7 protein-coding genes are annotated in these 14,154 nt (G+C 73.4%); 4 read left to right on the top strand and 3 right to left on the bottom strand.

Annotated features, from left to right (window positions below):
* Positions 1–59 precede the first annotated feature (59 nt).
* The 3 genes from tyrS to ACFQ79_RS37740 all read right to left on the bottom strand — a co-directional run bounded on the left by tyrS (position 60) and on the right by ACFQ79_RS37740 (position 4,379).
* Positions 60–1,328 (bottom strand): tyrosine--tRNA ligase, encoded by a 1,269-nt coding sequence (gene tyrS / locus ACFQ79_RS37750; RefSeq protein WP_383592154.1) that lies wholly within the window; start codon positions 1,326–1,328, stop codon positions 60–62.
* Positions 1,329–1,381: 53 nt separating this feature from the next.
* Positions 1,382–2,773, bottom strand: coding sequence for a metallopeptidase TldD-related protein (locus ACFQ79_RS37745; protein WP_383592151.1), 1,392 nt, complete (start codon positions 2,771–2,773; stop codon positions 1,382–1,384).
* A gap of 82 nt (positions 2,774–2,855) precedes the next feature.
* Positions 2,856–4,379 (bottom strand): TldD/PmbA family protein, encoded by a 1,524-nt coding sequence (locus ACFQ79_RS37740; RefSeq protein ID WP_073917324.1) that lies wholly within the window; start codon positions 4,377–4,379, stop codon positions 2,856–2,858.
* Positions 4,380–4,602: 223 nt separating this feature from the next.
* Here ACFQ79_RS37740 and ACFQ79_RS37735 point away from each other — a divergent pair, with 223 nt between their 5' ends.
* The 4 genes from ACFQ79_RS37735 to fabI all read left to right on the top strand — a co-directional run bounded on the left by ACFQ79_RS37735 (position 4,603) and on the right by fabI (position 14,107).
* Positions 4,603–10,833, top strand: a complete 6,231-nt coding sequence (locus ACFQ79_RS37735; RefSeq protein WP_383592149.1) for a hypothetical protein — start codon at positions 4,603–4,605, stop codon at positions 10,831–10,833.
* Between the two features lies 1 nt (position 10,834).
* On the top strand, positions 10,835–12,418 hold the full coding sequence (locus tag ACFQ79_RS37730) for a hypothetical protein (RefSeq protein ID WP_383592146.1): 1,584 nt from the start codon (positions 10,835–10,837) through the stop codon (positions 12,416–12,418).
* A gap of 190 nt (positions 12,419–12,608) precedes the next feature.
* Positions 12,609–13,328 (top strand): 3-oxoacyl-[acyl-carrier-protein] reductase, encoded by a 720-nt coding sequence (gene fabG, locus ACFQ79_RS37725; protein WP_383592143.1) that lies wholly within the window; start codon positions 12,609–12,611, stop codon positions 13,326–13,328.
* Between the two features lie 2 nt (positions 13,329–13,330).
* The gene (gene fabI / locus ACFQ79_RS37720; protein WP_209494099.1) at positions 13,331–14,107 is read left to right on the top strand and encodes an enoyl-ACP reductase FabI; all 777 of its coding nucleotides are present in this window, start codon (positions 13,331–13,333) and stop codon (positions 14,105–14,107) included.
* Positions 14,108–14,154: the final 47 nt, after the last annotated feature.

The raw sequence follows: 14,154 nt of genomic DNA, 5'->3' as shown, positions 1-14,154 counted from the left end.
GTACCGCACCCCAGGTGCGGTACCGGGCCTCCCGCCGTATCAAACGCGGCGCTACCGGATCACGCGCCGGCGAACTCGATCGCCGCCAGGTTCTTCTTGCCGCGCCGCAGCACCAGCCAGCGGCCGTGCAGCAGTTCCTCCGCGGACACCTCGGCGTCCTCGGCGGTGACCTTCACGTTGTTCACGTAGGCCCCGCCCTCCTTCACCGTGCGGCGCGCCCCCGACTTGCTCGGGGCGAGCCCGACCTCCGTGAACAGGTCGACGACCTGGCCCAGCTCCGTCACCCGCGCGTGCGGCAGCTCGGACAGGGCGGCGGCCAGCGTCGCCTCGTCCAGCTCCGCCAGGTCGCCCTGGCCGAACAGCGCCTTGGAGGCGTTGATGACGGCCGCGCACTGGTCCGCGCCGTGCACCAGGGAGGTCAGCTCCTCGGCCAGCGCGCGCTGCGCGGCACGGGCCTGCGGACGCTCGGCGGTCTGCCGCTCCAGCTCCTCCAGCTCCTCGCGGGACTTGAAGGACAGGATCCGCATGTACGTCGAGATGTCGCGGTCGTCCACGTTCAGCCAGAACTGGTAGAACGCGTACGGCGTGGTCATCTCCGGGTCGAGCCAGACGGCGCCGCTCTCGGTCTTGCCGAACTTGGTGCCGTCCGCCTTGACCATCAGCGGGGTCGCGAGCGCGTGCGCCTCGACCCCCGGCTCCAGGCGGTGGATCAGGTCGAGGCCGGCCACCAGGTTGCCCCACTGGTCCGAGCCGCCCTGCTGGAGCGTGCAGCCGTAGCGGCGGTACAACTCCAGGAAGTCCATGGCCTGCAGCAGCTGGTAGCTGAACTCGGTGTAGCTGATGCCCTGCTCGGACTCCAGACGCCGGGCGACGGAGTCCTTGGTCAGCATCTTGTTGACCCGGAAGTGCTTGCCGATGTCCCGCAGGAACTCGATCGCCGACATTCCGGCGGTCCAGTCCAGGTTGTTCACCATGACCGCGGCGTTCTCCCCCTCGAAGGAGAGGAACGGCTCGATCTGCGTCCGCAGCCGGTTCACCCAGTTCGCGACCGTCTCGGGGTCGTTCAGGGTGCGCTCGGCCGTCGGCCGCGGGTCGCCGATCTGTCCGGTGGCCCCGCCGACCAGCGCCAGCGGCCGGTGCCCGGCCTGCTGGAGCCGGCGGACGGTGAGGACCTGGACCAGGTGGCCGACGTGGAGACTGGCCGCGGTCGGGTCGAAACCGCAATAGAAGGTGACGGGACCGTCCGCGAGAGCCTTGCGCAGTGCGTCCTCATCGGTGGACTGGGCGAAGAGCCCGCGCCACTTCAGCTCATCGACGATGTCGGTCACGTCGTCCGTCTCCTTGTGATGCAGGTGGGAAGGGTCGTCTCAGTCTAGGTGGGTCAGACCCCCTTGCTGACCGAGCTCATGTTGAAGTCGGGGATCCGCAGGGCGGGCATCGCGGCCCGGGTGAACCAGTCGCTCCACTCGCGCGGCAGCGTCTTCTCCGTCCGGCCCGCCTCGGAGGCCCGCGACAGCAGGTCCACCGGCGACTCGTTGAACCGGAAGTTGTTCACCTCGCCGACCACCTCGCCGTTCTCGACGAGGTAGACGCCGTCCCGGGTCAGTCCGGTGAGCAGCAGCGTCGCCGGGTCGACCTCGCGGATGTACCAGAGGCAGGTGAGGAGCAGACCGCGCTCCGTCGAGGCGACCATCTCCTCCAGGGAGCGCTCGCCACCGCCGTCCAGGATCAGGTTCCCCGCTCCGGGCGCCACCGGCAGGCCAGTGAGCCCCGCCGTGTGCCGGGTGGTGATCAGACGCTCCAGCTTTCCGTCGCGCACCCAGTCCGTCGGCGCGATCGGCAGACCGTTGTCGAAGACGGAGGAGTCGTCGCCCGAGGAGTGCGCGATGACGAACGGCGCGGACTCCAGGCCCGGCTCGTTCGGGTCGCTGCGCAGGGTCAGCGGCAGCGGGGACAGGGTCTCGCCGAGCCGGGTGCCGCCACCGGGCTTGGAGAAGACCGTACGGCCCTCGACCGCGTCCCGGGCCGTGGAGGACCACAACTGGTAGATCAGCAGGTCGGCCACGGCCGTCGGCGGCAGCAGCGTCTCGTACCGCCCGGCGGGCAGCTCGATCCGGCGCTCCGCCCAGCCGAGGCGGGTCGCCAGCTCGGCGTCGAGCGCCGCCGGGTCGACGTCCTTGAAGTCCCGCGTCGAACGGCCGGCCCAGGCGGAGCGCGAGCGGTCGGGGGACTTGGCGTTCAGCTCCAGGGTGCCGTTGGGCTGGTCGTGGCGGAGCCGCAGGCCCGTGGACGTCCCCAGATAGGTGGAGGTCAGCTCGTGGTTGGCGAAGCCGTAGAGCTCACGGCCACCGGCCCGGGCGCGGGCGAAGGCCTCGCCGAGCGCCGGCGCGAAGTCGGCGAACACGGCGGAGGAGGTCTCGGCGGGCGCGTCCGTGAAGTCGGGCGACGCGGACACGTCCGTCACCAGCGGCTGGGCGTCCTCGGCGGGCCCGGCGGCCCGCGCGGCGGCCTCGGCGGCCCGCACCAGGGGCTCCAGGTCGTCGACGGTCACGGCGGACCGGGACACGACACCGGACGCGGTGCCCTGCGCGCCGTCCACGGTCGCGATGACGGTGAGCGTACGGCCGCGGGTGACGCCGTTGGTGGTGAGCGCGTTGCCCGCCCAGCGCAGATTGGCCGAGGACTCCTCGTCGGCGATGACGACACACCCGTCGGCACGGGACAGCTCGAGGGCCCGCTCGACGATCTCGTACGGCTTGCTGACGCGGCTCATCGTCCGGCCTCCTGCGTCGTGTTCAGGCTGTGCTCGCCCGGGGGACGACCCCCGGACCCCCGGCGGATGTCGTGGCTGACGCTCATCGTCCGGCCTCCTGCGTCGTGTTCAGAATGTTGACGCCCCGGAAGAGGGCGGAGGGGCAGCCGTGGGAGACCGCGGCGACCTGGCCCGGCTGGGCCTTGCCGCAGTTGAAGGCGCCGCCGAGGACGTACGTCTGCGGGCCTCCGACCTGCTCCATCGAGCCCCAGAAGTCGGTGGTCGTCGCCTGGTAGGCCACGTCCCGCAGCTGACCGGCGAGCCGCCCGTTCTCGATGCGGAAGAAGCGCTGCCCGGTGAACTGGAAGTTGTAGCGCTGCATGTCGATCGACCAGGACCGGTCGCCGACCACGTAGATGCCGCGCTCCACACCCCCGATCAGGTCCTCGGTCGACAGGCCGCCCGGGTCCGGCTGGAGCGAGACGTTCGCCATCCGCTGCACCGGCACGTGCGCGGGGGAGTCGGCGAAGGCGCAGCCGTTCGACCGGCCGAGACCGGTGAGCTTCGCGATCCGCCGGTCCAGCTGGTAGCCGACGAGCGTGCCGTCCTTCACCAGGTCCCAGCTCTGCGCCTCGACGCCCTCGTCGTCGAAGCCGACGGTCGCGAGACCGTGCTCGGCGGTCCTGTCACCCGTCACGTTCATGATCGAGGAGCCGTAGGCCAGCTTGCCCAGCTGGTCGAAGGTCGCGAAGGAGGTGCCCGCGTAGGCCGCCTCGTAGCCGAGCGCCCGGTCCAGCTCCGTGGCGTGCCCGATCGACTCGTGGATGGTCAGCCAGAGGTTCGACGGGTCGACGACCAGGTCGTACCGGCCCGCCTCGACGCTCGGCGCCCGCATCTTCTCAGCGAGCAGCGCCGGAATCTCGTCCAGCTCCTTGTCCCAGTCCCAGCCGGTGCCCGTCAGGTACTCCCAGCCGCGCCCGACCGGCGGCGCGATCGTCCGCATCGAGTCGAACTCACCGGTCGTCTCGTCGACGGCGACCGCCGTGAGCTGCGGGTGCAGCCGGACCCGCTGCTGGGTGGTCACGGTGCCGGCCGTGTCCGCGTAGAACTTGTTCTCGTGGACGGTGAGCAGCGAGGCGTCCACGTGCGCCACGCCCTCCGCCCGCAGCAGCCGGGAACTCCAGTCGGCGAGCAGCGCGCTCTTCTCCTCGCCGGGGACGGAGAAGGGGTCGATCTCGTACGAGGAGATCCAGGTGCGCTCCTCGTGCACCGGCTCCGCCGCGAGCTCGACGCGCTCGTCGGAGCCGGCCGCCGCGATCACCTTGGCGGACAGCTTCGCCATGGCGACCGCCTGCGAGGCGACCTTCGCGGCCCCGTCCATGGTCAGGTCGACCCCGGACGCGAAGCCCCAGGCCCCGCCGTGCACCACCCGCACCGCGTAGCCGAGGTCCGTGGTGTCCGAGGAGCCGGACGGTTTGGCGTCGCGCAGCCGCCACGAGGCGCTGCGCACCCGTTCCAGGCGGAAGTCCGCGTGCTCGGCACCGAGCGCGCGCGCTCGGGCGAGCGCCGCGTCGGCGAGCGCCCGCAGGGGCAGCGCGACGAACGAAGGGTCGATCTGGTGGACCACGAGCGGCCTCGCTCTCGGTGATCGGAAGGCTTGGGTCGGGCAGGTGTGGAGCTGTCGTTGATCTGCCACGGAAGTCAATCACGGGACGGCCCGCGGAGTCGGCGCATTGTCGTGCGACCGTCGCCGTGCCCGCTCCAACAGGCTTTCGTCCGACCCGTATTGGGGAACCCGGAATAGTGCATTGGCATAGCCCCCGTGTTCATGGGATGAGATGATCGACGCCATGCACGGGTGGGTGAACGGAGTGAGGTCCTGGCTGTCGTCGCTGGACGAGGAGGCACTCAGATCCCTGCTGACCTGGCACCGGTGCTTACGGAGCGACAAGCACGCCCACGCGTCGGACCGGCCCTCGCGCCTCGCACCCCCCTCACGGCGGGAACTGCACACGGTGCGGGTGCGCCTCGCCAAGGCCCAGCAGGGACAGCTGACGAGCATCGCCTCCTGCGGGCTCGTCTGGGCGGCGAAGGCCCTCCACGCGGAATACGGGTTCTCGCACCGCGCCCTCGCGGAACCCACCCTCGACGAACTCCTCGCCATGCTCAGGGTGCTCGACCCGCCGCTCGCGCGCTGCGCCCTCTACGGGATGCTCCTGCCCGGCACGAGCCGGCTGCCGGTGGGGCCTCTGGCCCGGGAGCACGAGGCGGCGTTACAGGCCGCCGCGGACAGCGGCCCGCCGCCCGACGCGCGCGAGATCGGCGCGCGCTTCGAGGCCTTGGAGGCGGAGGCCTCCCCGACAGGCCCGGAGGACCCGGAGGACCCGGAGGCCCGTGCCGCGGACCCGGGGTCCCCTTCCGGGGTTGTGGACGGCCCGTACGCCCCTGACGACGTCCCCCGGAGTGGCGCCCCGTCCGACTCCGTCCGTCCGATGACGAAACCCGACTGTGAGGATGCCGCTTCCGTGCCCGCTCCCGGCCCCGAACCCCTGGTCGACCTTCCCGCGTCGCTCGCCCGGCTGAGGCGGCACGGCGAACGGCTGGCCGCCGTCCTGCGCGCCGCCGCGGACGCCGTCGAGGCCGGGCCGCTGCCCGCTGACGCACCCGGCGACGCGCTCGCCGCCTGGACCGAGGACCGCGAGCGGATCGCCGCGGCGCTCGCCGCCGAGGGAGTCACCTGGGGGCCGGACCTCGGATACGCCGATGCCGGGGCCGGGTTGACCCGTCTGCGGGAGGCCCGCGCCGAGCAGGCCGACGCGCTGCGCCGCAAGGCGGTCCGCTACACCGAACTCCTGGAGTGGGCCGACGGCGAGGAGGAGGCCGCCGACCTCCGCCGCCACCTGGAACGCATCGAGGCGCAACTGCGCGAACTCGGAACCCCGGCACGGGAGGAGCCCGCCACCGCGGGTACCGAGGAGCCCGCCACCGGTGCCGAGGAGCCGGGCGCGCTCGGCGATCAGGGCACCGGCCCGCTGGAGGAGGCCCCGGCCGGACGGACCGAGCACGGCACCGGGGACGCGACCGCGATGACCGGCGGTGGCCGGGTCCGGGCGGGCGCCTCCGCGATCGAGGCGGTGCGCCGGGCGGTCGAGCCCCCGCCGCCGGCTCCGCTGCTCGGCCCGGCCCCGTCGCCCGTGCAGCCGACGCCGCCGGTCCAGCCCGCCCCGCCCACCCGGCCGCCCGCGCCCGCGCAGTCCGCCGCGCCCGCGCAGTCCGCCGTGCCCGCCCAGGCCCCGGAGCCCGCGCCCGCCCAGGCCTCCGTGCCCGCGCAGCCCGCCGCGCCCGCCCAGCAGTCGGTGCCCGCCCCGGAGCCCGTGCCCGCCCCGGCCACCGCCCCGGAGCCCGTGCCCGCCGACGAGCGGGGCACCGCTCCCACGCCCGCCGCCGAGCCCGCCCCTGTCCCCGCGCCCGCCCCCGCGCCGACCGTCGCCCCCGCCCCCGCCGCCGAGCCCGCCCCCGTACCGGCCCAGTCCCTGCCGCAGGCCCCCGCGCAGGCCCGGCCGCCCCAGCCCCAGGCCCCCGCGCAGGCCCGGCCGCCCCAGCCCCAGGCCCCCGTCGAGGACGAGCCCTGGCCCCCCGGGGTGGCCGCACCCGACTGGGACCCGTACGCGCCCTGGGACACCGGCAGCGAGCCGCCCGTCGGACGGCTGCTGCGGGACGGGCGGCTCGCCGAGGCGTACTGGATGACCGTGGCCTCCCGGGAGAGCGACGTCCGGGCGCGGACGCTCGCCTTCGCCGCCGCCGCGTTCGGCTGTGTCTCGGACAGCGAGGCCACCCCCGTGCAGATGGCGCACGAGCTCGACCCCGCGCTCGCCGCGCAGGACCGCGAGGCGCATCTCGTGGCCCTCGCGGCAGCCCTGCGCACCGGTCTCACCGCCCGCTGGCCGCACGGCCTGATCAGCGGTTTCGTCATGCCGTCCGGGCTCACCGGCCCCTGGCAGCAGCTGCTCACCGTGCTCGTCGCCGCCGTCCGGGACGGCCGTGCCTTCGAGCCCGGCATGCTCCAGGGCAGCGCCGAGGGCCTGGAGGCCGCGACCCGGGAGGAGATCGGTCTGACCGCCCGGCAGCTGCTCGACGACCTGCCGCGCCGCAAGATGAAGTACCAGCGGGCGTCGCAGGTGCTCCAGTACCTCGTCGGTCCCTCGGGCCCGGTGCGACAGGCTCTGAACGAGGTCGTCGAGTGGTCCGCCCAGAGCCCCGCGCAGTACACCGGTACGCCCGGCTTCCGCGCCCTGGGCGAGCAGTTGTGGCGGGCGGAGGACATCGACCGGCTCATCGAGGACACGGACGCCCTGTTCCGTACGTCGAAGCAGGCCAAGGAACCGATCACCGCCGGCGCGCTCCGGCAGCTGCACACGGCCTGCCGGTCCGTCGGCGAGCTCCTCATGCGCGCCGAGGCCGCCCACGCCGCCGCCCGGCCGCACCAGGGGGTGAGCGAGCGCGGCATCCCCGAACTGGCCTCCGTCCTCCGGCACCTGGCCGAGGAGCCCGCACCGTCCGGTACCGGAGGCGCGGCCCTCGGGCTGGTGCGCGCCTGGCTGACCGGCGAGCAGGTGCGGTCCGCCGACGCGGCCGCCGACCAGCTCCGCGAGAACGGCGGCCCCGTCCCGCCCGCCGGTGTCCTCCTCCGCCTGCCCGACCTGCCCAGGGACGCCCTGGGCGACCCGGACCTCGCCGACCCCAGGGCGGCCCGCCGGATCGCCGCCCTGCTGACCCCCGCCGACGCCGAGTACGCGCTCGTCCGCTACCTCGACGACGGCGATCTGCACCTCGCCAAGGCGCTGGTCGCCGCCGTCGAGAACGAGCCGGAGGAGTACGGGTGCACCGACCCCGAGTGGGGTGAGACGGCGGCCCGGCGGCTCGCCCAGGGCCACGAGGAGTGGCGGCGCGCGGTCGCCGAACGCCACCGCGCGGCGGCCGGACTGCTGGCCCAGATGCGGACCCTCAACCAGCTCGCCGCCGACGAGGAGCGGGAGTTCGTGGGACGGCTCCAGGAGTTCGCCGACGGCGAGGAGTCGGGCCGCTACCGCTTCGCCGTCGACGCGCTCCGCACCCTGGAGGCGGAGCTCGTCACCCTGGTCGAGACCTACACCCGTCAGCTCCGCGAGAACCTCGCCCAGCTGCGCTCCCGCCCCGACCGGCCGCTCTCCGCCGCCGACCACGACCGCATCTCCCGCCTCATCGACGAGGGGGACACGGTGACGGCCCAGGAGTTCCTGGCCCTCGCGACGAGCCACAAGCCGCTGCCGGAGCGTCCCGCCGACGACGGCTCGGAGCTCGCCGCCTTCCTCACCGGCGTCACGGCGCCCGACGCGCCCAAGGCCGGCGGCGAGGGCATCGACGCGGGCTGGTGGGCCACGCACTACGGGGACCCGGACGCCTCCCTCACCCCGGCGGCCGGCAACGGCCTGGAGTCCTGGGCGGCCCTCTGCACCTCGCAGGGCAGGCGCGGCGAATGGCAGCAGCACATCCCCCGGGTGCTGCGCCTGCTCGGCCTCGAACTCTCCACCCACCAGGTCAGCGCCGAGCGGGTCGCCCTCGGCCAGGGCATGCGCCGCTTCAAGGTGCGCGCCCGCGTCGCCGAACGCGCCGGCTACGTTGCCGCGCTCGGCTCCCGGGCCTCCTCGTACACCGTCCTGCTCATCTGGGAGGAGCAGCCGGCCGACGGCCCGCTGGCCCACCTGGAGGACGCCGACGTCGGCGCCAACATCGTGCTCTACCTGCACCCGCTCGGCATGGAGGGAAGGCGCGGACTCGCCGAGTCCGCGCGCTCCTTCGCCCAGCAGGCGCTGGTCGTCGACTCCGCGGTGATGGGCTGGATGGCGGCACGCGCCCCCGGCTCCTTCCGCTCGCTCCAGCGGGTGACCCTGCCCTGGGCCGCGTACAACCCGTACACGCCGTTCGTCGCGGGCCTCGTCCCGCCCGAGGTGTTCTACGGCCGGGACGAGGAGATGCGCGAGGTGATGGGCCGCGAGGGCGGCATGTTCCTCTACGGAGGCCGCCAGCTCGGCAAGTCCGCGCTGCTGCGCCGGGTCGCGGAGATCTTCCCGAGCCGTGCCGACGCCCATGTCGCCGTCTACCTCGACCTCCTGAAGGCGGAGATCGGCCACGCCGAGGCCCCCGACCGGATCTGGAGCAGGCTGGTCGAGGACCTCAAGCGCAAGGGCGTCTTCGGCAGCAAGATGTCGGAGCAGGCCAATCCCGACGTCGTCGTCCGCAACATCCAGTCCTGGCTCGACGAGGACGACACCCGCCGGATCCTGGTCCTCGCCGACGAGGCCGACGCCTTCCTCAACACCGACTCGCGGCGCGCCTACCGCGTCGGCAGTGAGTCGACGTTCCCCAACGTCATGCACTTCCAGCGACTGATGGAGCAGACCGAACGCCGCTTCAAGGTCGTCTTCGCGGGTCTGCACCAGGTCCAGCGCTTCGGACACCTCTCCAACGTCTCCACCGTGCACGGCGGTCCCGACGTCCTGGTCGGCCCGCTCGGCACCCAGGCGGCCGTCCGGCTCGTCACCGAACCCATGGCCGCGCTCGGCTACTTCTTCGAGCGCCCCGAGCTGGTCTGGCGGATCCTCGCCATCACCAACTACCAGGCCAACCTGGTCCAGATCTTCTGCCGCGAACTCGTCCGCGTCCTCCACGACCGCCCGTACGCCTGGTCGGGGAACCCGGTCCGGATCACCGAGGACGACGTCCAGAAGGTCGCCGCCTCGGAGACCGTGCGCCGCCAGATCGCCGAACGGCTCCGCTTCACCATCAACCTGGAGGACCGCTACCGGGTCCTCGCCCTCGTCATCGCCCTGCGCAGCCTCAAGGACAACTACCGCGGCGACTACTCCGCGAGCGAGCTGCTCCAGGAGGCCCGGGAGGCCTGGCCCGAGGGGTTCGAGATGCTCAGCGCCAAGCAGGCGCAGATCTTCCTCACCGAGATGGTCGGCCTCGGCCTGCTCATCCAGCTCGGCGACCGCTCCCGCTTCGCCGTCCGCAGCCCCAACGTCGTCAACATGCTCGGCACCCGCGAGGAGCTGGAACTCGAACTCCGCGAGACCGAGTTCGGCCTCCCGTACGACTACAACCCGCACGCCGCCCGGCGCATCCTCGGCCGCGACTCCCGGGGCGTCCAGACCTACAGCCCGCTCACCGAGGAGCAGCTCCACGAGACCGCGCAGTCCGGCGTCAGCCTCATCGGCGCCACGGCGCTCCACCGGCCCGAACTGGTCCGGCGGGCGGTCACCGCGTTCGCCGAGAACCGCGGCGTCGACGTCGTCCCGTACAGCCACGGGGACGACCTCGCGGCCCTGCTCAAGAGCCGCCGCCGCAAGGCCCACGTGATCATCGCCGATCTGCGCGGCGCCGCCGTCGACGAACTCCGGGAGACCGTGCGCTCCCTCCTCGTCCACGCCGGACCCGCCGCCGACCGCCTCGTCCGGCAGACCGAGCGGCGCAGCGGCGGCAACGAGAACCGCTCCGTCGTGGTCGTCGCCGGCCCGGCCGCCCTTGCCGAACTCGCCGCCGACGACGGGCACGAGGAGCTGTCCGTGCGGTGGCTGCGGCCCGAGCGGTGGACCGCGGACGCTCTGCGCGCCTGGTCGGAATGTCCCTTTGTCTCCCGCGAGGACCGCGACCGGCTGGTCGCCGCGACCGGCGGCTGGCCCCGCTGGATGGAGGCCGCCGTCACGGACGTGTCCGTCCACGGCGCGACCCTGGACAACGCCGTCGAGCGGATACGCGCCCTGATCGCCGGCCCCCGCAACATCGAGGAGCATCTGCGCCTCTCCGGACTCGACGCGCGGGACCTGGACCTCCTCGCCGCCTGGACGGGCTACGTGGGGGAGGGCCAGGGGGTACCGCGCGACGACGTCGGGGCGGCCGTCGAACTCTCCGACGCGGATACCGACGCCTGGCTTCAGCACCTGGGCCGGCTCGGCGTCCTCGACGAGACGCCCGAGGGCTTCGCGGTCGAGCCGGTCACGTACCGCGCGGTGCGGTCCCGGGCGGGCGCCGGGGAGAAGTGAGGTGAGCCGGACCGAGCCGCGCACGGGCGTGCGGGCCGTGCCTCCCGGCGACCTGCCGGGCGTACGGGCCCAGCTGCGCGGGGTCGCCTCCGATCTCGCCGCCGGGCGCAACTGCCTCTGGCTGGTCACCGACGCCATGGTGGAGTCGGGGCTGGCGGACGAGCTGTACCGGGGCGCGCTGTTCGGCAGCCCGGTACGCGTCGACGTACGGGCTCCGGCGTTCCCGCGCGCACCGGAGCCGGACCGCGAAGCGGCCGAGGACGACGACCGGTGGACGGACGACGACCGGTGGGCGGACGGCGACGAGCTGCCGTACCTCGACCTGCCCGACGACGGCTTCGACCTCGACCTCGGCTGGTCCCTGGAGGGCCGCCCGCCCCTCGTACCGGCGCCCCGCAAGGAGACCGCAGGCCCCCGGCGCGACCCGCACGGCCTCCTCGCCCGCCTCGCCGGCGAACTCGGCGTCGACGCCGACGAGGCCGTCGCGGCCCTGGTCGCCCCGGGCCGCGACCGCCGCCCGGTCGTCGGCATCCGGGGCTGGACCGAGCCGGACGACCACGACAGCGGTCCGGGGCAGGGAGCCGGCGTGGGCACGCGCGCGCGTGGCGGAGCGGTCGAGCGGCTGTTCCGTCTGCTCGCCGCCGCGGTCAAGGACGCCGGACTCCCACCGGGCGAGCGCCCCCGCCTCCTGGTCGTCGCCCGCCTCCGCGACCTGCCGGAACGGCTCCCCGACGAGCTCCGCCGCGGCCTCGGCGACACCGCCGTGCACTGGTGGTGGGGCGCGCTCGGCAGGCTCGACACCGCCACCGCCGTCGCGCCGATCCTCGACCACGGCCCGGACACCTCCGGTCGCGACCGCGATCCGCTCGCCGAGCGGATCCGCCGCGCGGTGCGGTCCGAGACCGTGGTCGAGATCTGCGGCCCCGACCTGGAGCTCGCGCGGCTGCTCGCCCTGGAGTGGGACGGCGCGCAGCACACCCTCGGCACGGCTCTCGGCCGCTGCCTCGCGACCGCGCCCGGCCCCGTGCCGTCCGACTGCCCGCCGCTGCGGCGGATCGGCGCCCTGCTGAGGCCGGGCGCCGAGCTCCGCCAGGCGTGGGCGGCCGGCGCCGTCGTCTCCTGGGAGGGCAGGCTCCGCGCCCATGTCGGTGTCTGGCACCCGGCGGCCCCGGCGGCCGGCTCGCCGCCGCCGCCCGACGGCGACGTACGGGCCCGGCTCACCGCGCTCGTCTCCCAGGCCCAGCAGCGCGTCCTGGCGCCGTGGATCGAGGAAGCCCGGCAACGGCTCGCCGTCCGGGCGCTCGGGCATCTCCACCGCCCGGTGGCCACCCTCGTCGCCGACTACGCGGACCGTCCTCCCGCCTATCTGGCCGGCGATCCGGAACGCGCGTTCCTGGAGCTCCAGGTGGGTGAGCTGCTCCGCGCCCATGCCAGCGGGGCGCTCGCGCTGCCGCCGCGCGACGCCGGTCTGCTGCGGCTCCTGGTCACCACCCGGAACGTGCTCGCGCATCGGTCCGTGCTGTACGACCGGACACTCGACGAGCTGTGCGCCGAACTCTCGCAGGCGGATCTCAGGGCCTCGTAGCCCCACGGAGAGCCCCTGAGGGGCGGGCCCGCGCCCGGGGCCGAAACCGTTCCGGGCCGGCTCCGCGTGCTCCCGACCTGTAGGGACCCGACAGTGACTCCCGGGTGCCACTGTCGGAGGTCGATTCCTCATGTCGGGGGCGATACCGATAGGTTTTCGGCTACCAGACCGCTATCGAAAGGGTGATCCGTTGAGCCGCTCGGTTCTCGTCACCGGAGGAAACCGGGGCATCGGCCTCGCCATCGCCCGCGCGTTCGCCGAGTCCGGCGACAAGGTCGCGATCACGTACCGCTCCGGCGAGCCGCCGGCCGCCCTCACCGAACTCGGTTGCCTGGCCGTCCGGTGCGACATCACCGACGCCGAGCAGGTGGAGCAGGCGTACAAGGAGATCGAGGAGAAGCACGGTCCGGTGGAGGTCCTCGTGGCCAACGCCGGCGTGACGAAGGACCAGCTCCTCATGCGCATGTCCGAGGAGGACTTCACCTCCGTCGTCGACACCAACCTCACCGGCACCTTCCGGGTCGTCAAGCGTGCCAACCGAGGAATGCTGCGCGCCAAGAAGGGCCGCGTCGTCCTGATCTCCTCGGTCGTCGGCCTGCTGGGCTCCGCGGGCCAGGCCAACTACGCCGCCTCCAAGGCCGGCCTGGTGGGCTTCGCCCGTTCCCTCGCGCGTGAGCTGGGCTCGCGCAACCTCACCTTCAACGTCGTCGCCCCTGGTTTCGTCGACACCGACATGACCGCGGTGCTCACCGACGAGCAGCGCGCGGGCATCGTGTCCCAGGTGCCGCTGGGCCGCTACGCCCAGCCGGAGGAGATCGCCGCCGCGGTGAAGTTCCTCGCCTCCGACGACGCCTCGTACATCACTGGAGCCGTCATCCCGGTTGACGGCGGATTGGGCATGGGTCACTGACCATGAGCGGAATTCTCGAGGGCAAGCGCATCCTCATCACCGGTGTGCTGATGGAGTCCTCCATCGCCTTCCACACCGCGAAGCTGGCCCAGGAGCAGGGCGCGGAGATCATCCTCACCGCCTGGCCGCGGCCGACGCTGACCGAGCGCATCGCCAAGAAGCTGCCGCACCCCGACAAGGTGAAGGTCCTGGAGCTCGACGTCTCGAACGACGAGCACCTCGCCCGCCTCGAGGGCCAGGTCCGTGAGCACCTGGGCGACCGCCTCGACGGCATCGTGCACTCCATCGGCTTCGCGCCGCAGGACGCGCTCGGCGGCAACTTCCTCAACACGCCGTTCGAGTCCGTGGCCACCGCCATGCACGTCTCCGCCTTCTCCCTGAAGTCGCTGACGATGGCGCTGCTGCCGCTGATGAGCGAGGGCGGTTCGGTCGTCGGCCTCACCTTCGACGCGAAGTTCGCCTGGCCGCAGTACGACTGGATGGGCCCGGCCAAGGCCGCCCTGGAGGCCACCAGCCGCTACATGGCGCGTGACCTGGGCAAGCAGAACATCCGCTGCAACCTGATCTCGGCGGGTCCGATCGGTTCGATGGCCGCGAAGTCGATCCCCGGCTTCGGCGAGCTGGCGGCCGTGTGGGACAGCCGTTCCCCGCTGGAGTGGGAGCTCTCGGACCCGGAGCCGGCCGGCCGCGGCGTCGTCGCGCTGCTCTCGGACTGGTTCCCGAAGACCACGGGCGAGATCATCCACGTGGACGGCGGTCTGCACGCCATCGGCGCGTAACCGCTGCTCGTCAGAGCGTCAGGGCCGTGTGCCCGCCCCGGAGGGGG

Origin of the sequence: Streptomyces sp. NPDC056480 (assembly GCF_042795405.1) — a bacterium.
Classification (GTDB): domain Bacteria; phylum Actinomycetota; class Actinomycetes; order Streptomycetales; family Streptomycetaceae; genus Streptomyces.
Note: the sequence above shows the minus strand (reverse complement) of the source record. Positions and strands in the feature narration are given on the sequence as shown.